Annotated in this window: 16 protein-coding genes; 10 read left to right on the forward strand and 6 right to left on the reverse strand. The window is 54.6% G+C overall.

Annotated features, from left to right (window positions below):
• Window positions 1-24 precede the first annotated feature (24 nt).
• Complete coding sequence (gene pntB / locus JTI98_RS15960; RefSeq protein WP_043000766.1) at window positions 25-1,413, reverse strand: Re/Si-specific NAD(P)(+) transhydrogenase subunit beta; 1,389 nt, start codon at window positions 1,411-1,413, stop codon at window positions 25-27.
• Window positions 1,414-1,423: 10 nt separating this feature from the next.
• Window positions 1,424-2,953, reverse strand: a complete 1,530-nt coding sequence (gene pntA, locus JTI98_RS15965) for a Re/Si-specific NAD(P)(+) transhydrogenase subunit alpha (protein ID WP_058588033.1) — start codon at window positions 2,951-2,953, stop codon at window positions 1,424-1,426.
• 526 nt (window positions 2,954-3,479) lie between these two features.
• Here pntA and ydgH point away from each other — a divergent pair.
• The 3 genes from ydgH (at window position 3,480) to folM (ending at window position 6,774) form a co-directional block, all read left to right on the forward strand.
• Window positions 3,480-4,424 carry a DUF1471 family protein YdgH gene (gene ydgH, locus JTI98_RS15970; RefSeq protein ID WP_043000768.1) on the forward strand — a complete coding sequence of 315 codons (945 nt, stop codon included), beginning with the start codon at window positions 3,480-3,482 and terminating at the stop codon, window positions 4,422-4,424.
• Between the two features lie 186 nt (window positions 4,425-4,610).
• Window positions 4,611-5,993, forward strand: a complete 1,383-nt coding sequence (locus tag JTI98_RS15975) for an amino acid permease (protein WP_216081518.1) — start codon at window positions 4,611-4,613, stop codon at window positions 5,991-5,993.
• Between the two features lie 58 nt (window positions 5,994-6,051).
• Window positions 6,052-6,774, forward strand: coding sequence for a dihydromonapterin reductase (folM, locus tag JTI98_RS15980; protein ID WP_058588031.1), 723 nt, complete (start codon window positions 6,052-6,054; stop codon window positions 6,772-6,774).
• On the opposite strand, the gene JTI98_RS15985 is transcribed toward folM, so the two are convergent.
• Window positions 6,771-7,106: a GlpM family protein gene (locus JTI98_RS15985; RefSeq protein WP_042319174.1), complete on the reverse strand. Its 336-nt coding sequence runs from the start codon at window positions 7,104-7,106 to the stop codon at window positions 6,771-6,773. The two genes, folM and JTI98_RS15985, sit on opposite strands and share 4 nt — an antisense overlap.
• A gap of 126 nt (window positions 7,107-7,232) precedes the next feature.
• Between JTI98_RS15985 and rstA the strand changes: the two genes are divergently transcribed.
• The 3 genes from rstA to tus all read left to right on the forward strand — a co-directional run bounded on the left by rstA (window position 7,233) and on the right by tus (window position 10,284).
• Window positions 7,233-7,979: a two-component system response regulator RstA gene (rstA, locus tag JTI98_RS15990; protein ID WP_058588030.1), complete on the forward strand. Its 747-nt coding sequence runs from the start codon at window positions 7,233-7,235 to the stop codon at window positions 7,977-7,979.
• Window positions 7,980-9,281, forward strand: a complete 1,302-nt coding sequence (rstB, locus tag JTI98_RS15995; RefSeq protein WP_044254624.1) for a two-component system sensor histidine kinase RstB — start codon at window positions 7,980-7,982, stop codon at window positions 9,279-9,281.
• Window positions 9,282-9,354: 73 nt separating this feature from the next.
• On the forward strand, window positions 9,355-10,284 hold the full coding sequence (tus, locus tag JTI98_RS16000) for a DNA replication terminus site-binding protein (RefSeq protein ID WP_216081519.1): 930 nt from the start codon (window positions 9,355-9,357) through the stop codon (window positions 10,282-10,284).
• Here tus and fumC read toward each other — a convergent pair.
• Both fumC and fumB read right to left on the reverse strand, forming a co-directional pair.
• Complete coding sequence (fumC, locus tag JTI98_RS16005) at window positions 10,281-11,684, reverse strand: class II fumarate hydratase (protein WP_044328202.1); 1,404 nt, start codon at window positions 11,682-11,684, stop codon at window positions 10,281-10,283. The two genes, tus and fumC, sit on opposite strands and share 4 nt — an antisense overlap.
• Before the next feature lie 141 nt (window positions 11,685-11,825).
• On the reverse strand, window positions 11,826-13,472 hold the full coding sequence (fumB, locus tag JTI98_RS16010) for a class I fumarate hydratase (protein WP_044254633.1): 1,647 nt from the start codon (window positions 13,470-13,472) through the stop codon (window positions 11,826-11,828).
• A gap of 217 nt (window positions 13,473-13,689) precedes the next feature.
• Here fumB and manA point away from each other — a divergent pair, with 217 nt between their 5' ends.
• Together manA and JTI98_RS16020 are read left to right on the forward strand one after the other, a co-directional pair.
• The gene (gene manA, locus JTI98_RS16015) at window positions 13,690-14,865 is read left to right on the forward strand and encodes a mannose-6-phosphate isomerase (RefSeq protein WP_216081520.1); all 1,176 of its coding nucleotides are present in this window, start codon (window positions 13,690-13,692) and stop codon (window positions 14,863-14,865) included.
• 101 nt (window positions 14,866-14,966) lie between these two features.
• Window positions 14,967-16,448 carry a YdgA family protein gene (locus JTI98_RS16020; protein WP_216081521.1) on the forward strand — a complete coding sequence of 494 codons (1,482 nt, stop codon included), beginning with the start codon at window positions 14,967-14,969 and terminating at the stop codon, window positions 16,446-16,448.
• 26 nt (window positions 16,449-16,474) lie between these two features.
• Here JTI98_RS16020 and JTI98_RS16025 read toward each other — a convergent pair whose 3' ends face one another.
• Window positions 16,475-17,503 carry a Mal regulon transcriptional regulator MalI gene (locus tag JTI98_RS16025; RefSeq protein ID WP_216081522.1) on the reverse strand — a complete coding sequence of 343 codons (1,029 nt, stop codon included), beginning with the start codon at window positions 17,501-17,503 and terminating at the stop codon, window positions 16,475-16,477.
• Between the two features lie 176 nt (window positions 17,504-17,679).
• Between JTI98_RS16025 and malX the strand changes: the two genes are divergently transcribed.
• Both malX and JTI98_RS16035 read left to right on the forward strand, forming a co-directional pair.
• Window positions 17,680-19,272 (forward strand): PTS maltose transporter subunit IICB, encoded by a 1,593-nt coding sequence (malX, locus tag JTI98_RS16030; RefSeq protein ID WP_044254641.1) that lies wholly within the window; start codon window positions 17,680-17,682, stop codon window positions 19,270-19,272.
• Window positions 19,273-19,282: 10 nt separating this feature from the next.
• Window positions 19,283-20,455, forward strand: coding sequence for a MalY/PatB family protein (locus JTI98_RS16035; RefSeq protein WP_216081523.1), 1,173 nt, complete (start codon window positions 19,283-19,285; stop codon window positions 20,453-20,455).
• Window positions 20,456-20,557 lie beyond the last annotated feature (102 nt).

Raw genomic sequence — 20,557 nt, forward strand, 5'->3', positions numbered from 1 at the left:
AGGCCGTTTCAACAGAACAACGGATTACAGCGCTTTCAGAATCGCATCCACGCTGGCTTTGGCATCGCCAAACAGCATATGGGTGTTCTCTTTGAAGAACAGCGGGTTCTGCACACCGGCGTAGCCGGTATTCATCGAACGTTTGAAGACAATTACGTTCTGCGCTTTCCACACTTCCAGCACCGGCATCCCAGCGATAGGACTGTTTGGATCGTCCTGCGCCGCCGGGTTCACGGTATCATTCGCGCCAATAACCAACACGGTGTCGGTATCGGCGAAATCATCGTTGATCTCGTCCATTTCCAGCACGATGTCGTAAGGCACTTTCGCTTCCGCCAGCAGTACGTTCATGTGACCAGGCAGACGACCTGCCACCGGGTGGATGCCGAAACGTACCTTGATACCGCGCGCGCGCAGCTTCTCGGTAATTTCCGCGACCGGATACTGTGCCTGCGCCACCGCCATGCCGTAGCCCGGGGTGATGATCACCGTATGCGAGTTTTTCAGCATATCCGCAGTCTCTTCTGCGCTGATCTCACGGTGTTCGCCCACTTCTTCATCACCACTGGACGCCGTACCATCGGTACCAAAGCCCCCTGCAATCACGCTGATGAACGAGCGGTTCATCGCCTTACACATGATGTAAGACAGAATCGCACCGGAAGAACCCACCAGCGCACCGGTCACGATCAGCAGATCGTTGCTCAGCATGAAGCCCGCCGCCGCCGCCGCCCAACCCGAATAGGAGTTCAGCATGGAGACCACGACCGGCATATCCGCCCCGCCAATGGACGCCACCAGGTGCCAGCCAAACGCCAGCGCAATAATGGTCATCACCAGCAGTGCCAGGACCTGCAAGCCAACGCTTTCGGTACGGACAAAAACCACCAGCAGCAGGAAAGAGACCACCAGCGCCGCGAGGTTCATTTTGTGACGGTTCGGCAGCATCAGCGGTTTAGAAGAGATCTTGCCGCGCAGCTTACCAAATGCCACCACTGAACCGGTAAAGGTCACCGCACCGATAAAGATGCCAAGGAACACTTCGGTCAGGTGAATATTAACCAGAATCGGCTCAAGGCCCGCTTCGTGATACAGATAGCTGTTGAAGCCGACCAGTACCGCAGCCAGGCCGACGAAGCTGTGCAGAATCGCCACCAGTTCCGGCATTTCGGTCATTTCAACTTTCTTCGCCAGACGAATACCAATCGCGCCGCCGATGATCATTGCCACCAGGATCCAGGCAACGTTGCCGGTGTCCGGGCCAAAAATCGTGGCAATCAGCGCAATCGCCATCCCGGCGATACCGAAGTTGTTACCCTGCTGAGACGTTTCATGTTTTGAAAGTCCCGCCAGACTGAAAATAAACAGGATCGCGGCAACAATGTATGCAGCTGTAACTAATCCTCCAGACATGTGTTACCCCTTAGTTTTTCCGGAACATTTTCAGCATGCGCTGAGTCACGGTGAAGCCACCGAAAATATTGATGCTGGCAATCAGGACCGCGATGAAGCTCAGGAAGCTAACCCAGCCGCCCTGGCCAATCTGCAATAGCGCGCCAACCACGATGATCCCCGAAATGGCATTGGTCACGGACATCAGCGGCGTATGCAGAGCATGAGAGACGTTCCAGACCACGTAGTAGCCCACCACGCAAGACAGTGCGAACACCGTAAAGTGACCGAGGAACTCTTTCGGCGCGACGTCTGCCAGCCAGCCGAACAGAATGATCACCAGCGCCATCAGCGCGTATTTACGCCACGGCGATGCCGGTTTTTCCGGCTCTTTTGCAACCGGTGCGGCTTTCGCAGCGGCCTGCGGTTGAGCAGATACCTGAATCGGCGGCGCCGGCCAGGTAATTTCGCCTTCACGCACGACCGTGACGCCACGCACGACCACGTCGTCGAAATCAACGGTGATATTGCCGTCTTTCTCTTTGCACAGCAGTTTAAGCAGATTAACAAGGTTGGTGCCGTACAGCTGTGAAGACTGTGTCGGCAGACGCCCTGGCAAGTCGGTATAACCGATCACCTTAACGCCGTTGGCCGTGGTTGTGACCTGATTGGCGACGGTGTATTCGCAGTTCCCGCCGTTTTGCGCCGCCAGATCGACAATCACGCTGCCCGCTTTCATGGAATCAACCATTTCGCGGGTGATCAGTTTCGGTGCTGGTTTACCCGGAATCAGCGCGGTGGTGACAATAATGTCGACCTCTTTTGCCTGCGCAGCAAACAGCGCCATTTCCGCTTTGATAAACGCTTCAGACATCACTTTGGCGTAACCGTCACCGCTTCCCGCTTCCTCTTTGAAATCCAGTTCGAGGAATTCAGCGCCCATACTCTGGACCTGTTCTTTCACTTCCGGACGGGTGTCAAAGGCACGCACAATCGCGCCCAGGCTGTTCGCAGCGCCGATGGCAGCCAGACCAGCAACACCGGCCCCGATCACCATCACTTTGGCTGGAGGGACTTTACCCGCAGCGGTGATCTGCCCGGTAAAGAAGCGGCCAAACTCGTGCGCGGCTTCCACAATCGCCCGATAACCGGCAATGTTTGCCATCGAGCTTAATGCATCCAGCGACTGCGCACGTGAAATACGCGGTACAGAATCCATTGCCATCACCGTCACATTACGCTCGGCGAGCTTTTGCATTAACTCTGGATTCTGCGCAGGCCAGATAAAGCTGACCAGCGTGGTGCCCGGATTGAGTAACGGAATTTCTGCCTCTTCCGGTGCGTTAACCTTCAGAATGATCTCTGATTGCCAGACAGCGCTGCTATCGACAATTTCCGCGCCCGCTTCTACAAAAGCTTTATCGTCAAAACTCGCCAGTCCACCCGCGCCGCTCTCAACCGCGACGGTGAAACCCAACTTCAGCAGTTGCTCAACCGTTTTCGGCGTCGCTGCTACGCGGGTTTCATTGGTAAACCGTTCTTTTGGTATGCCAATTCGCATAATGTTCCCTTCCATCGGTATTTTTGATGATGGTTTGTCAGTTAACGTGGAATTGCGCAGGCAATTTCACGCAGGAGGTATAGGTTACCCCGGAAAAATAAAACAGTAACAAACTCTCTATAACGTACTGAAAATAGCGCTTGTGATCTAGCGCCAAAAAACAGTATTTGTCGGGTTATCAGCAAAACAGGAACGATTCAGCCTTCTGACCGGGATAATGACCTTCAATTCGTGGTGAAAGGCCCATAAATCGCTCATACGATGCGGCAAAACATGATTAAGCGCCACGGCAGATCAACTAATTAACATTAAATTAACTTATAAAATTCAGTACGTTCATCAGTTTTTACTGTGAAATGAACATTTTTTCGACATATCATAATTTGTTATCGACCTTGTGACCTCATCTGCTGTGTCGATTGAAAAATCACGCAGACAGTCACCGGGTTTAAATGCAATAATCAGCCACGTTTCTAGTCAATAACAATACCAGTACCTGGTTTGCGCAAGGCGAAGGATTATTTTTATGAAGCTTAAGAACACACTCCTGGCGTCCGCACTTCTTTCTGCGACGGCTTTTTCCGTAAACGCAGCAACAGAATTGACGCCGGAGCAAGCGGCAGCACTGAAACCTTACGACCGTGTCACGGTCACAGGCCGTTTTAATGCGATTGGCGATGCGGTGAAGGCCGTTAACCGCCGCGCAGATAAAGAAGGCGCCGCCTCATTTTATGTTGTCGATACATCTGATTTTGGTAACAGCGGTAACTGGCGTGTTGTTGCAGACTTCTACAAAGCCGACGCCGAGAAAGCGGAAGCCAGCAAGAACCGCGTGATCAATGGCGTGGTTGAATTGCCAAAATCAGAAGCCGTCATGCTGGAACCGTATGATACCGTTACGGTACAGGGTTTCTACCGCAGCCAGCCGGAAGTGAATGATGCCATCACCAAAGCGGCAAAAGAAAAAGACGCTTACGCCTTCTACATCGTGCGTCAGATCGATGCGAACCAGGGCGGCAACCAGCGCATTACAGCGTTTATCTATAAAAAAGATGCGAAGAAACGCGTGGTGCAGAGCCCTGACGCGATCCCGGCGGATTCCGATGCCGGTCGCGCAGCGTTAGCTGCCGGTGGCGAAGCGGCGAAAAACGTCGAAATTCCAGGTGTTGCGACTACCGCGTCGCCGAGTTCTGAAGTTGGACGTTTCTTCGAAACGCAATCCACGAAAGGTGGACGTTACACTGTCACTCTTCCGGATGGCACCAAAGTTGAAGAGCTGAACAAAGCCACGGCGGCCATGATGGTGCCGTTCGACAGCATCAAGTTCACCGGCAACTACAGCAGCATGACTGAAGTCTCTTATCAGGTTGCCAAGCGTGCAGCGAAGCAAGGGGCTAAGTATTACCACATTACCCGCCAGTGGCAGGAACGTGGTAACAACATGACCATCAGCGCCGATCTGTATAAATAAGGCTCTCCGGTCATAAAATAAGGCGGCTTTATGCCGCCTTTCGCTTTATCAGGCACAAATTTTCCTCTGATCATTGCATGCAGTCTCTTCTCTCCGTAAAATCCCGCGCCTTAGTGGCTTTCACCATTTTTATGCGCTTTGCCACAATAATTATTCTCCATCGATCGTTTGTACCACGGGATAACCATGGAAAAGAAACTGGGACTGAGCGCTCTCACCGCGCTGGTTTTAAGCTCAATGCTTGGCGCAGGTGTTTTCAGTCTGCCGCAGAATATGGCCGCTGTCGCCAGTCCGTCGGCGTTACTTATTGGCTGGGCGATTACCGGGGCCGGGATATTGCTGCTGGCGTTTGCCATGCTAATCCTGACCCGTATCCGTCCCGAACTGGATGGCGGCATCTTCACCTATGCCCGCGAAGGTTTCGGTGAGCTGATCGGGTTCTGCTCGGCCTGGGGCTACTGGCTGTGCGCGGTGATTGCCAACGTCTCCTATCTGGTCATTGTCTTCTCTGCTCTCAGTTTCTTCACCGATACGCCGGAGTGGCGTCTGTTTGGCGACGGCAATACCTGGCAGGCAATCGTCGGCGCGTCGGTTCTGCTGTGGGTGGTGCATTTTCTGGTGCTGCGCGGCGTACAAACGGCGGCCAGCATCAACCTGGTGGCAACGCTGGCGAAATTGCTGCCGCTCGGTCTGTTTATCCTGCTGGCCTTTATGGCGTTTAAGCTTGAGGTTTTCAGCCTCGACTTTACCGGCCTCGCGCTGGGTGTCCCGGTCTGGGAACAGGTTAAGAACACGATGCTCATCACGCTGTGGGTATTCATCGGTGTGGAAGGCGCGGTCGTCGTCTCGGCGAGGGCGCGTAACAAACATGATGTCGGTCGCGCCACGCTGTTAGCGGTGCTCTCTGCGCTTGCCGTTTATCTGCTGGTCACTCTGCTCTCGCTTGGCGTAGTTGCCCGCCCGGAACTGGCGGAGATCCGTAACCCGTCAATGGCAGGTCTGATGGTCAAAATGATGGGGCCGTGGGGTGAGATTATCATTGCGGCGGGTCTGATTGTCTCCGTTTGCGGGGCCTATCTGAGCTGGACGATTATGGCGGCGGAAGTCCCGTTCCTTGCCTCAACGCATAAAGCCTTCCCGCGGATTTTCGCCCGTCAAAATGCGCAAGGCGCGCCATCGGCTTCACTGTGGCTCACCAACCTCTGCGTTCAGGTCTGTCTGGTGCTGATCTGGCTAACCGGTTCGGATTACAACACGCTGCTGACCATCGCCTCAGAGATGATTCTGGTCCCCTATTTCCTCGTCGGCGCCTTCCTGTTGAAAATCGCCACCCGTCCGCTTCATCAGGCGGTAGGTGTCGGTGCATGCATTTATGGCTTATGGTTATTGTATGCTTCCGGGCCGATGCACCTGCTGCTCTCCGTGGTGCTTTATGCTCCGGGTCTGCTGGTGTTCCTGTATGCTCGTAAGACGCATACGCATGATAACGTTTTGAACCGACAGGAAATGGTTCTGATTGGTCTGTTGCTGGTTGCCGCCGTGCCGGCGACCTGGCTGCTGGTGGGGTAAACGCATCCCATCGTTTGACGCTAATAGCCTGATTCGCAGGCCCATAAGGAGTTTTTCGATGGGAACCCAACACCCTCTGCCCATTTTAGTGACCGGTGGTGGCCGCCGTATCGGCCTCGCCATTGCCTGGCACTTTATCAACCAGAAACAGCCGGTGATCGTCAGTTACCGGACGCATTATCCGGCGATTGACGGGCTGACCAAAGCGGGCGCCCTGTGCATTCAGGCTGATTTCTCCACCAATGAAGGCATTCTTACCTTCGCCGATACGGTAAAAGAACGCGCCAGCGGTCTGCGCGCCATCGTCCACAATGCCAGCGCATGGATGGCAGAGAAGCCGGGAACACCGCTCTCTGATGTCCTGGCCTGTATGATGCAAATCCACGTCAATACCCCCTATCTGCTTAACCATGCGCTCGAAGGCATGCTACGCGGGCATGGTCACGCCGCCGCCGACATCATTCATTTTACCGACTACGTTGTGGAGAAAGGCAGTGACAAGCATATCGCTTATGCCGCCAGTAAAGCGGCGCTGGATAATATGACCCGTTCATTTGCCCGCAAGCTCGCGCCAGAGGTGAAGGTCAACGCCATTGCCCCTTCGCTGATCCTGTTTAACGAGGGTGATGACGCCGAGTACCGCCAGCAGGCGCTAAACAAATCACTGATGAAAACGGCTCCGGGGGAAAAGGAGGTGATCGATTTAATCGATTATCTGCTGACCAGTTGTTTTGTGACGGGTCGTAGCTTCGCCGTAGACGGTGGCCGTCATCTGCGTTAGTGCAGTTTGACCCAGCAAAAGATCAGCAGCCAGGCGCTCAGGCACCAGCAGATCACTGCCCCGCCCAGCGCCACTGGCAGCTTCAGAAAACCGGTGAAATACCACAGCGAAACGAGATAGACAAAATAGGGAATAATCGACCACATGCTGAAGACAATGGTCGTTCTTAGCGCGTCAATGCCCCGCTCGCTGGCCACGATATAATGGGCAATCAGCGCGAATGTCGGGAACAGCGGGATGAGTCCTGCAATGTAATAATTCTTCGTTTTTGCCAGCAACCCAATCAACACCACCACCAGCGCACCCAGCGCGGCTTTAATCACGAGTCCCATTACCTTGCCTTTACACATCAATAACATCAGCAACCAGCATAACGGAAGCATCACCGTTTAGGAAAGATTAATGGAAGGTAACGCCCCGGCGGTGTATGTTGACGTTTTTGATCGGCAATCAAGACGATGAACACGATTGTATTTGTTGAAGACGATCCTGAGGTCGGCGCGCTCATTGCGGCCTATCTGGCTAAACACGATTTCGATGTGATTGTCGAGCCGCGTGGCGATCTGGCTGAAGCGCGGATCCTCCAGGTTCAGCCGGACCTGGTATTGCTGGATATTATGCTCCCCGGTAAAGACGGCATGACTCTCTGTCGTGACCTGCAAGGACAATGGCAGGGCCCGATCGTCCTCCTCACTTCGCTGGACAGCGACATGAACCACATCCTGGCGCTGGAAATGGGCGCCTGCGATTACATTCTGAAGACCACGCCGCCGGCGGTCTTGCTGGCCCGTCTGCGGCTGCATCTGCGACAGAACGATCAGTCAGGCCATAGCAAAGGGATTCAGCCTGCCGCCGTCACGCCGCATAAAACGCTGCGCTTTGGTTCCCTGACTATCGACCCCATCAACCGTGTCGTTTTGCTCAGTGGTGAACAGGTTATACTTTCCACCGCGGATTTCGAGCTGCTATGGGAACTCGCCACGCACGCCGGTCAGATTATGGACCGCGATGCACTGCTGAAAAATCTGCGCGGTGTAAGCTACGACGGCATGGATCGCAGCGTCGATGTCGCCATTTCGCGTCTGCGTAAGAAACTGCTCGATAATGCGGCTGAGCCCTATCGTATTAAAACGGTACGCAATAAAGGCTATCTGTTTGCCCCGCACGCCTGGGATGATGTGCCATCACGGCATTCGGGGATGTAAATGAAGAAACTGTTCGTGCAGTTTTATCTCCTGCTGTTTGTCTGCTTTCTGGTGATGACCCTGCTGGTCGGGCTGGTGTATAAATTCACCGCAGAGCGGGCTGGCAGGCAGTCGCTCGATGACCTGATGAAAAGCTCGCTGTATCTGATGCGCAGCGAGCTACGCGAGATCCCGCCGCGGGACTGGGGTAAAACGCTCAAAGAGATGGACCTCAACCTCTCTTTTGACCTGCGCGTTGAGCCACTGACAAAATTCACGCTGGATGATCAGAGTATGCAGCGTCTGCGTGAAGGCGACATCATTGCACTCGACGATCAGTACACCTTCATTCAGCGCATTCCGCGCAGTCATTACGTGTTGGCCGTGGGTCCCGTACCCTATCTCTATTTTCTCCATCAGATGCGCCTGCTGGATATCGCGCTGATGGCGTTTATCGCCATCTCACTGGCCTTTCCGGTGTTTATCTGGATGCGTCCACACTGGCAGGAAATGCTGCGACTGGAAGCCGCCGCCCAGCGGTTCGGTAAAGGTCATCTCAGTGAACGACTGCATTTTGACAGCGGCTCCAGTTTTGAACGGCTGGGCATTGCTTTTAATCAGATGGCGGACAATATCAATGCGTTGATTGCCAGTAAAAAACAGCTGATCGACGGGATTGCCCATGAATTGCGCACCCCGCTGGTTCGCCTGCGCTACCGACTGGAGATGAGTGAAAATCTCACGGAACAAGAATCTCTGGCGCTCAATCGCGATATCGGACAGCTCGAAGCCTTAATTGAGGAGCTGTTAACCTACGCCCGCCTCGACAGGCCGCAGAATGAACTGCATCTCAGCGAGCCGGATCTCCCGGCCTGGCTCACAGCGCATATTGATGATGTGCAAAGCGTGAATCCTGATCGGACATTGCAGGTTCCGCATCTCGCCCGGGGCAACTACGGTGCGCTGGATATGCGACTGATGGAGCGCGTGCTGGATAATCTGCTGAACAACGCGCTGCGCTACTGCCAGTCCACGGTGCAGATAAGCCTGCAGCTCAGCGATCGTTTCGCCACGCTGACTGTCGACGATGACGGACCGGGCATAGCCCCGGAAGCCAGGGAGACTGTTTTTGAGCCTTTTGTCCGTCTGGATCCGAGTCGGGACCGCGCCACCGGCGGGTGCGGTCTGGGTCTGGCGATTGTCTATTCCATCGCCCAGGCGATGGGTGGCACGGTGAGCTGCGGGGAAAGTGAACTGGGTGGTGCTCGCTTCAGCTTTTGTTGGCCGATCTGGCACACACTTCCGGAATTAACCGCTGGCTGACGCTATTCGCACGGTAGTCGCAGGCGAGATAACGTGCTATACATTGAGTATGTTGTAACTAATGAGGTGCGCAATGGCCCGTTACGATCTTGTCGACAGACTGAACACCACATTTCGCCAGATGGAGCAGACGCTGGCTGAACTAACGCAAGCGCTCGGAGAACATCATCTGATGATTGCCCGTGTCTTTTCGCTGCCGGAGGTGACCAAAGAGGCCGAGCACGCCCCGCTGGATACCATTGCGGTAAAGCAGCATCTGGGTAAGGAGGCCGAAGCGCTGGCGCTGGCGCACTATCGCCACTTGTTTATTCAGCAGCAGTCCGAAACCCGTAGCAGTAAAGCGGCGGTGCGTCTGCCGGGCGTGCTGTGCTATCAGGTGTGTAGTGCCAGCCAGGCGGCGCTGGAAAATCAGGTACAGCGCATCAATCAGTTGAAAACCACTTTTGAGCATATTGTCACCGTGGAGTCCGGTTTGCCGTCTGCGGCGCGCTTTGAATGGGTCCATCGCCATCTGCCGGGGCTGATTACGCTCAATGCCTATCGGACGCTGACGGTGATAAACGATCCGGCGACGTTGCGTTTTGGCTGGGCGAATAAACATATCATCAAGAATTTGCAACGCGATGAGGTACTGGCGCAACTGGAAAAGAGTCTGAATACGCCGCGCAGCGTACATCCCTGGACCCGCGAGGAGTGGCAGGCAAAACTGGAGCGTGAATATCAGGATATCGCCGCCCTGCCACAACAGGCAAAACTCAAAATTAAGCGTCCGGTCAAAGTCCAGCCCATTGCCCGGGTCTGGTACAAAGGCGAGCAAAAGCAGGTACAGCATGCCTGCCCTACGCCGCTTATCGCGTTGATCAATATGGAAAACGGCGCAGGTATGCCGGATATTGGCGAGCTACTGAACTACGATGCCGAAAACATACAGCATCGCTTTAAACCGCAGGCACAGCCGCTGCGTCTGATAATTCCGCGGCTGCACCTCTATGTGGCGGATTAACGACCTGGTTTCATACTGCCGACCATCTGCTCTGGCCGCACCCAGTTGTCAAACTCCACTTCGGTGAGATAGCCCAGCGCCAGAGCCGCAGCTTTCAGCGTCAGCCCCTCTTTATGTGCTTTCTTGGCGATTTCCGCCGCGTTGTCGTAGCCGATATGGGTATTCAACGCGGTGACAAGCATCAGTGATTCATTGAGCAACTGATTAATCCGCTCACGATTGGGTTCGATACCGACCGCACAATGTTCGTTGAAACTTTCCATACCGTCCGCCAGCAGACGCACCGATTGCAGGAAGTTGTGGATCACCATCGGACGGAAGACGTTCAGTTCGAAGTTACCTGATGCGCCGCCGATGTTAATCGCCACATCGTTCCCCATCACCTGACAACACAGCATCGTCAGCGCCTCACACTGGGTCGGGTTAACCTTGCCCGGCATGATCGAGCTGCCCGGTTCATTTTCCGGGATGGCGATTTCGCCAATGCCACAGCGTGGCCCGGACGCCAGCCAACGCACATCGTTGGCGATTTTCATAAGCGACGCCGCCAGCCCTTTCAGCGCGCCGTGAGCATGAACCAGCGCATCACAGGTCGCCAGCGCTTCGAACTTGTTCGGCGCGGTGACAAAGGGAGCCTGGGTGATGGCCGCCAGTTCATCGGCGACGCGACGGGCATATTCCGGATGCGTATTCAGCCCGGTGCCGACCGCTGTGCCGCCCAACGCCAGTTCCGCCACGTGCGGCAGACTGTTTTCAATGTGCCGCAGGTTATGTTCTAACATCGCCACCCAGCCAGAAATCTCCTGTCCCAGCGTCAGCGGCGTGGCGTCCTGGAGATGAGTACGGCCAATTTTGACAATATCGGCGAAAGCGTCTGATTTCTCGTTCAGCGTCTTCAACAACACCTGCAACTGCGGAATCAAATGATTGCGCAACGCCAGCAGCGCAGCCACATGCATTGCCGTCGGGAAGACGTCGTTCGAACTCTGGCTCTTGTTGACGTCATCATTTGGATGGACTTTGCGCTCCATGCCGCGAACGCCGCCCAACAACTCACTGGCCCGGTTTGCCAGCACTTCGTTCATATTCATGTTGCTTTGCGTACCCGACCCGGTCTGCCAGATAGCCAGAGGGAATTCCTCCGCGTGTTTATCTGCCAGCACCTCATCCGCGGCCTGCATAATGGCGGCAGCTTTGTCGGCGGCCAGCAATCCTAAATCGTCGTTAACCTTTGCCGCTGCGCGCTTGGTGAGCGCCAGCGCGTGGATCAGCGAGACGGGCATTTTCTCGGTGGAGATCCGAAAATGCTCAAGTGAACGTTGGGTTTGTGCCCCCCACAGTTTATCTGCCGGGACATCAATCGCGCCCATCGAATCTTTCTCGCTGCGTACCGTTACCATGACCTGCTCCTTAGATAATGAATTGATTAGGTTATGTTCGACATTGCCCACATGCTTGCGGTCTTATGAGTATCAACGATGACAGCACCACCGTTTGGTGGTTTGTGCGATAAAAAAAACCGCCCCGAAGGGCGGCTGACGTTACTTAACGCAGCGTGCGCACTGCGACGTCTGAATCTGCTGGAAGAAGTCGTTTCCTTTATCGTCAACGAGAATAAAGGCCGGGAAATCTTCGACTTCGATTTTCCAGATCGCTTCCATTCCCAGTTCCGGATACTCCACGCACTCCAGGCTCTTGATGCTGCCCTGCGCCAGTACGGCCGCCGGACCACCAATGCTGCCGAGGTAGAATCCGCCGTGTTTTTGACAGGCGTCAGTCACCTGCTGACTGCGGTTACCCTTCGCCAGCATGATCATACTCCCGCCCTGCGACTGAAGCTGATCAACATACGAATCCATACGCCCGGCGGTGGTCGGACCGAGTGAACCGGAGGCATAGCCTTCTGGCGTCTTCGCCGGACCGGCGTAGTAAATCGGGTGATCTTTTACATACTGCGGCAGCCCTTCGCCATTATCCATCCGCTCTTTTAATTTAGCGTGCGCGATATCACGAGCAACAATGATCGTGCCGTTCAGGGAAAGACGGGTCGACACCGGGTATTGCGACAGCTGTTCGAGGATCGCTTTCATTGGACGATTCAGGTCAACGCGAACCGCTTCCCCTTCGCCCGCTTTACGCAGTTCTTCAGGAATGTATTTACCCGGATTGTGCTCCAGCTTCTCGATCCAGATGCCTTTACGGTTGATCTTCGCTTTGATGTTGCGATCTGCCGAGCAGGAGACGCCCATCCCGACCGGACAGGATGCGCCGTGGCGCGGCAAACGGATCACGCGAATATCGTGGGCAAAGTATTTGCCGCCAAACTGCGCGCCTAAACCAAGGTTTTGCGCCTCCGTCAGCAGTTCATTTTCCAGCTCGACGTCACGGAACGCCTGACCATGTTCATTCCCTTCAGTCGGCAGTTCGTCATAGTATTTCGCCGACGCCAGCTTCACGGTTTTCAGGTTCGCCTCTGCCGACGTCCCACCGATCACAAAGGCGATGTGGTATGGCGGACATGCTGCGGTTCCCAGCGTCCGCATCTTCTCAACCAGGTAGTTTTTCAGTTTGCCCGGTGTGAGCAGCGCTTTGGTTTCCTGATAGAGATAAGTCTTGTTTGCGGAGCCGCCGCCCTTCGCGATGCAAAGGAATTTGTATTCATCGCCATCGACGCTGTAGAGGTCAATCTGCGCCGGCAGGTTGGTGCCGGTGTTCACCTCTTTATACATATCCAGCGCGGCGTTTTGCGAGTAGCGCAGGTTATCTTCGATGTAGGTGTTGTATACCCCACGCGCCAGCGCCGCCTCATCACCACCACCGGTCCAGACGCGCTGGCCTTTTTTGCCGACAATAATCGCCGTGCCGGTATCCTGGCAGGTTGGCAAAATACCCTTCGCCGCGATGTCAGAGTTACGCAGGAACTGCAGCGCCACATATTTGTCGTTTTCGCTGGCGTCCGGGTCGCGCAGAATATCAGCAACCTGTTGTTGGTGTGCGGGGCGCAGCATAAATGAGGCATCATGGAAGGCCTGGCGCGCGAGCAGTGTTAACGCTTCCGGATCGACTTTAAGGATCTCTTGTCCTTCAAATTCGGCGACGGAGACGTATTCACTGGTCAGCAGGGTGTATTCGGTATCATCCTTTTTAAGGGGAAAAGGATCCTGATAATGAAAGGGTTTGTTTGACATTGTTCTCTCACTTACTGCTCGGTCTGATTTTCTTAGGCTTCAGGGCAGATGTTCCATTGCCCTCGTTAAAAGCGAGTTACACTATCCTACACAATTTTTTAACAAAAACTGAGACAAGTACGACTTTTTGCGCCCACAGGTTACTTCCCGCAGGTTTCTTGCTTTAATAGTCGAATTAAGTTCCCACTGATTTCCAACTTGCAACAGGGCATTGAACATGCAAAAACTCATCAACTCCGTGCAGAACTACGCCTGGGGAAGTAAAACGGCGCTGACGGAACTCTATGGTCTGGCGAATCCGCAGCAGTTACCTATGGCAGAGCTGTGGATGGGTGCCCACCCGAAAAGCAGTTCGAAAATTGAAGATGCCGGCGGTCAGGTCGTCTCGCTGCGTGATGTGATTGACGGCAATCAATCCGCGCTGCTGGGTGATGCCGTGGCAGAGCGATTCGGCGAATTGCCGTTCCTGTTCAAAGTGCTTTGCGCCGCGCAGCCGCTGTCCATCCAGGTGCATCCGAACAAGCGCAATTCTGAAATTGGCTTCGCTAAAGAGAACGCCGCCGGTATCCCGATGGATGCCGCAGAGCGCAACTACAAAGATCCCAATCACAAGCCGGAGCTGGTCTTCGCGCTGACCCCGTTCCTTGCCATGAACGCGTTTCGCGAGTTCTCTGAAATCGTTTCGCTGCTGCAACCGGTGGCTGGCGCACACACTGCCATCGCTCATTTTCTCGAACAGCCCAACGCCGAGCGGCTGAGCCAGTTGTTTGCCGCTCTGTTAAGTATGCAGGGTGAGGAGAAATCCCGTGCGCTGGCGATTCTGAAAGCGGCGCTGGAAACCCAGCAAGGCGAGCCGTGGCAGACCATCCGTCTTATCGCGGAGTTTTACCCGGACGACAGCGGCCTCTTCTCACCTCTGCTACTGAACGTGGTGAAGCTCAATCCGGGTGAAGCGATGTTCCTGTTCGCCGAAACGCCACATGCCTATCTGCAAGGTGTGGCGCTGGAAGTGATGGCCAACTCCGATAACGTGCTGCGCGCGGGTCTGACGCCGAAATACATCGACATTCCGGAACTGGTTGCCAATGTGAAGTTTGAAGCAAAACCGGCGAACCAGTTGTTGACCACGCCGGTGAAACATGGCGCGGAACTTGATTTCCCGATCCCGGTTAATGATTTCGCGTTCTCCCTGCACGACCTGTCTGCGCAAGAAACCGCGATTGACCAGCAAAGCGCCGCGATACTCTTCTGCGTTGAGGGCGAAGCTATCCTACGCAAAGGCGAGCAGCGCCTGGTGCTGAAACCGGGAGAATCGGCATTTATCAGCGCCGAAGAGTCGCCGGTGAGCGTCAGCGGCGTGGGCCGTGTGGCGCGGGTTTACAACAAACTCTAGCAACTTACTGAATTTTGTAGTTACTCTTGCTAAGCTTGTAATCGGCTTATGACTTTGCCAGGCGGTCTCTACCGCCTGGTTTCATTTTATGGATAAACAATATGAAAAAATCGCTGGTAGCTGCAGGTGTGATTGTCGCACTCGGCGTCGTCTGGACGGGCGGTGCGTGGTACACAGGTAAAAAGCTGGAAACCCATCTTGCTGAGATGGTCGACCAGGCCAATGCGCAGATTAAACTCACCGCGCCGGAAGCAAACGTGGAACTCGCTTATCAGAACTATCAGCGTGGCATCTTCAGCAGCCAGTTACAGTTGGTGCTCAAGCCGGTGGCCGGAAAAGAAAATCCCTGGCTGAAAGCTGGCCAAAGCGTGGTGCTTGACGAATCCGTCGATCACGGCCCCTTCCCGTTCGCGCAACTGAAAACCTTTAATCTTCTGCCGTCGATGGCCTCGGTGAAGACGACCCTGGTCAACAATAACGTCAGCAAACCGCTCTTTGAGATGGCGAAAGGTGAAACGCCTTTTGAGATCAATTCGCGAATCAGCTACAGCGGCGATACCCGTTCCGCAATGTCGCTGAAACCGCTGAACTACGAAAAAGGGGCGGAGAAAGTCGCCTTCAGCGGCGGCGAATTTATTTTCAATGCCGATAAAGAAGGCAACGTGGTTTCCCTTTCCGGTGAAGCAAAGAGCGGTCTGGTCGATGCGGTGAACGAGTACGATCAAAAGGTCCAGCTCTCCTTTAACGACCTGAAAACAGAAGGTTCCAGCACGCTTGCCAGCTTTGGTGAGCGCGTCGGCGATCAGAAAATCACGATTGGGAAAATGACCCTCGCCGTTGAAGGCAAAGAGATGGCGCTGCTGGAAGGCATGGAGATCAGTGGGAAGACCGATCTCGTGGATGACGGTAAAACCATCAACAGCCAACTGGATTACACCCTGAACAGCCTCAAGGTTCAGAATCAGGATCTGGGAAGCGGCAAGCTGACGCTGAAAGTCGGTCAGATTGACGGCGCGGCATGGCATCAGTTTAGCCAGCAGTATAATGCCCAGACCCAGGCGCTGTTATCGCAGCCGGACGTGGCGGACAACCCGGAACTGTATCAGCAGAAAGTGACCGAAGCTTTCTTTGGTGCCCTGCCGCTGTTGATGAAAGGCGAACCGGTCATTACCATTGCGCCATTGAGCTGGAAAAATGCCAAAGGTGAAACGGCGTTGAATTTATCCCTGTTCCTGAAGGATCCGGCCACCGCGCAAGGTGAACCGCAAACGCTGGCCGACGAAGTCGACCGTTCGCTGAAATCGCTCGACGGTAAGCTGTCAATTCCGGTGGATATGGCCGTTGAGTTTATGACTCAGGTCGCCCGTCTGGAAGGTTATCAGCAGGATGAAGCCGCTAAACTTGCCAACCAGCAAGTGAAAGGCCTGGCCGCGATGGGACAGATGTTCCGCATTACCACCCTTGAGGACAACACCATTGGCACCAGCCTGCAGTACGCGAATGGTCAGGTGACCTTAAACGGGAAGAAGATGCCGCTGGAGGAGTTTGTCGGAATGTTCGGCATGGTGCTGCCCCAGCCGTAATCACCAGAACCCCTCTGCGGAGGGGTTTATTCTTGCACCACCAGTCGCGCAGATAGCGTCTGGCTGCGGGTGTGACTATCCTCACGCGCAATGCGTTGCAGGATGCGTTCCGCCAGACTGTAGCCCATTTCCCGCGCCGGCATTGTCGCCCAGACAATTGGCAGATCGTCCAGCGCGTTTTCCGCCACATCGGCAAAGGCGCCTAATGAAACCTGCTGCTCAAAGTAGCGATCAACCCCCACTTCACCGCTCTGCCGTCCCGCCCGCATCAGGCCAAACCATGCGCCCATCGCAATCGTTTCGTTGTAGCACACCACGGCGCTGATGGTCGGATTGCGTCGTAGTAACGCGCCGATGGCCTCGGCGGCCTGCTTCTGGCTGGATGCGCATTCCATGACCCAGTCGCTGTGAAACGGTAAACCGTATTTCAACAGTGTCGCACAATAGCCGCCGACGCGTTCCGCACGCGTTAATGATGAACTCTGCCCACCCAACCATGCGATGCGCTGATGACCGTGACGAATCAGATGCTCCGTCAACAGTTGCGCGGCCTGCATATTGTCCGGACGCACGGTATCCACGTCGTCCAGATAACTGGCTCGCGAGGCGAAAACCACCGGAATGCCCTTTTCTTCCGCCATCAGGCGCAGGTCATCGCTGCTGCCCGCCGCCCCGGCGATCACCACGCCGTCAACGCCCTGATTCAAGAGCATGGCAAAACGCTGCGCCAGTTGTTCACCATCCTGACCACCATGCAACAAAAACGCCATCCGGCCCTGTGCTTCCAGTGCTTCCGTTAATCCCGCAGTCAGTTCAGCATAAAACGGAGCCGACAGATCGCGGACAATCAATCCAATCACTCCGCTCTGGCCCCCCCGTAACACCGAAGCCTGACGGTTACGCACAAAACCGAGTTGTTCTATCGCCGCATTCACCCGTTCGCCGGTGGCGGTTGAAATACGACCTTTGCCGCTGAGTACCAGTGAAACCGTGCTGACGGAGACGCCCGCCGCCAGTGCAACATCGTGGATAGTGATTTTTTTGGCTATGGCCATAAAAACGCCAGACTCCCTGATAATGTGACAGATAAAACGTTTTATCTATTACCCCTATTTATACGCGTTAATATCGTCTGATAATGTGATTTTCACCGCACTAAAAAGTGATAAAACGTTTTATCTTCTTGATCAAATTTTCTCATTACCGATGGATTTGCACAAGGAGTCGTTAGATGACGGCGAAAACAACACCAAAGATTACGCTGTGGGAATTTTTCCAGCAGTTAGGAAAAACGTTTATGCTGCCCGTGGCGCTGCTTTCGTTTTGCGGGATTATGCTGGGGATTGGCAGTTCGCTAAGCAGCCACGATGTGATCACCCTGCTTCCGGCACTGGGTAATCCGGTGCTACAGGCCATCTTTACCTGGATGAGCAAAGTTGGCTCCTTTGCCTTCAGTTTCCTGCCGGTGATGTTCTGTATTGCGATCCCGCTTGGGCTGGCGCGCGAAAACAAAGGCGTGGCAGCGTTTGCCGGTTTTGTCGGTTACGCGGTAATGAACCTCGCCGTTAACTTCTGGCTGACAGCAAAGGGTATTCTGCCGACCACCGATGCGGCGGTCCTGAAAGCCAACAACATCCAGAATATCCTCGGTATTCAGTCAATTGACACCGGGATCCTCGGTGCGGTAATCGCCGGTATTATCGTGTGGATGCTGCACGAGCGTTTTCATAACATTCGTTTGCCGGATGCGCTGGCCTTCTTCGGCGGCACCCGCTTTGTCCCAATCGTCTCCTCAGTGGTGATGGGACTGGTTGGTCTGGTGATCCCGTTAGTGTGGCCGGTTTTCGCGATGGGGATCAGCGGTCTGGGTCATATGATTAACAGTGCGGGCGACTTTGGTCCGATGCTGTTTGGTACGGGCGAACGCCTGCTGTTGCCGTTTGGTTTGCATCACATTCTGGTGGCGTTAATTCGTTTTACCGACGCCGGGGGCACCCAGGAAGTGTGCGGTCATACGGTGAGTGGCGCGCTGACCATTTTCCAGGCGCAACTGAGTTGCCCGACCACGCAGGGCTTCTCAGAAAGCGCCACCCGCTTCCTGTCACAGGGTAAAATGCCGGCATTTCTCGGCGGATTGCCGGGTGCGGCGTTAGCGATGTACCACTGCGCGCGTCCTGAGAATCGTCACAAGATCAAAGGGCTGCTGATCTCGGGTCTGATTGCCTGCGTCGTTGGCGGCACCACGGAACCACTGGAATTCCTGTTCCTGTTTGTCGCTCCGGTACTGTATGTTATTCACGCATTGCTAACCGGTCTGGGCTTTACCATGATGTCGGTTCTGGGTGTGACTATCGGTAATACTGACGGCAATATCATCGACTTTGTGGTGTTTGGGATCCTCCACGGACTGTCCACCAAATGGTATCTGGTACCGGTCGTCGCGGCAGTCTGGTTCGTGGTGTACTATGCTATCTTCCGCTTCGCGATCACTCGCTTTAACCTCAAAACACCGGGTCGTGACAGTGAGATTGCCAGCTCGATCGAAAAAGCCGTTGCCGGTACGCCGGGAAAATCAGGTTATAACGTACCTGCTATTCTGGCTGCGCTGGGCGGTGCGGATAACATCGTTAGTCTGGATAACTGCATTACCCGACTGCGTCTTTCTGTTAAGGATATGTCGCAGGTTGATGTGCAGGCGCTGAAGGACAATCGTGCCATTGGTGTCGTGCAGTTGAATCAACATAACCTGCAGGTGGTGATTGGCCCGCAGGTCCAGTCGGTTAAAGATGAAATGGCCGGTCTGATGAACACCGTTCAGGCATAAGGACACGCACATGTTTGATTTTTCACAGGTTGTTGACCGTCACGGTACATGGTGCACGCAATGGGATTACGTGGCCGATCGCTTCGGCACTGCCGACCTGCTGCCGTTTACTATCTCTGATATGGATTTCGCGACGGCTCCCTGCATCCTGGAGGCGCTGAATCAGCGCCTCGCTCACGGTGTGCTGGGCTACAGTCGCTGGAAGAATGAGGCGTTTCTCGGCGCGATTGCCCACTGGTTTGCCCGGCGCCACAATACGCGTATCGATACCGGATCGCTGGTGTATGGCCCTTCCGTGATCTATATGGTGTCACAGCTCATCCGCCAGTGGTCTTCTGTCGGTGACGGCGTGGTGCTCCATACCCCAGCCTATGACGCGTTCTATAAGGCTATCGAAGGCAATCAGCGCCATGTTGTTCCGGTGGCACTGGAACAGCGCAATGGCCACTGGCATTGCGATATAGAGAAACTGGATGCGGCGCTGGCGCGCCCGGAAAGTAAAATTTTGCTGCTGTGCAGTCCGCATAACCCGACCGGTAAAGTCTGGACGCGCGAGGAACTGGAAGCGATGGCGGAACGCTGCCAGCGTCACGGCGTGCGGGTCATATCTGATGAAATTCATATGGATATGGTCTGGGGCGAACAGCCGCACATCCCCTGGAGCAATGTGGCGCGTGACAATTGGGCGCTGTTTACCTCTGGCTCCAAAAGCTTCAATATTCCGGCGTTGACCGGCGCTTACGGGATGATTGAAGACGCTGAAAGTCGTGATACGTATCTCAACGCGTTGAAAGGTCGCGACGGTCTGTCCTCTCCCGCCGTGCTGGCACTGACTGCTCATATCGCGGCCTATGAACAGGGTGAGCCGTGGCTGGACGCACTACGGGCGTATCTCCGGGACAACCTACGCTACATTGCGGATACGCTGAACGACGCTTTTCCTGAACTTAACTGGCCGGTACCGCAGTCGACCTATCTCGCGTGGATCGATCTGCGGGTATTAAACGTTGATGATAATGCATTGCAGAATGCGCTGATTCAACAGGAAAAAATCGCCATCATGCCCGGCTTTACTTACGGTGATGAAGGACGCGGTTTTGTACGACTGAATGCCGGTTGTCCACGTTCAAAACTCGAAAAAGGCGTGAACGGATTAATTAACGCGATCCGATCAATACGCTGACCCCGGTTGCGCAATGGAATTAATCATTGCGCAACATAGCTTTTCCCCTGCTTTTGTTTTTATAATAGCGCGCACTTTTATATACGAATAATGAGTGCGACC

The sequence above is a fragment of the Citrobacter sp. MGH 55 genome (assembly GCF_016906145.1).
GTDB classification, from domain to species: domain Bacteria; phylum Pseudomonadota; class Gammaproteobacteria; order Enterobacterales; family Enterobacteriaceae; genus Citrobacter_A; species Citrobacter_A amalonaticus.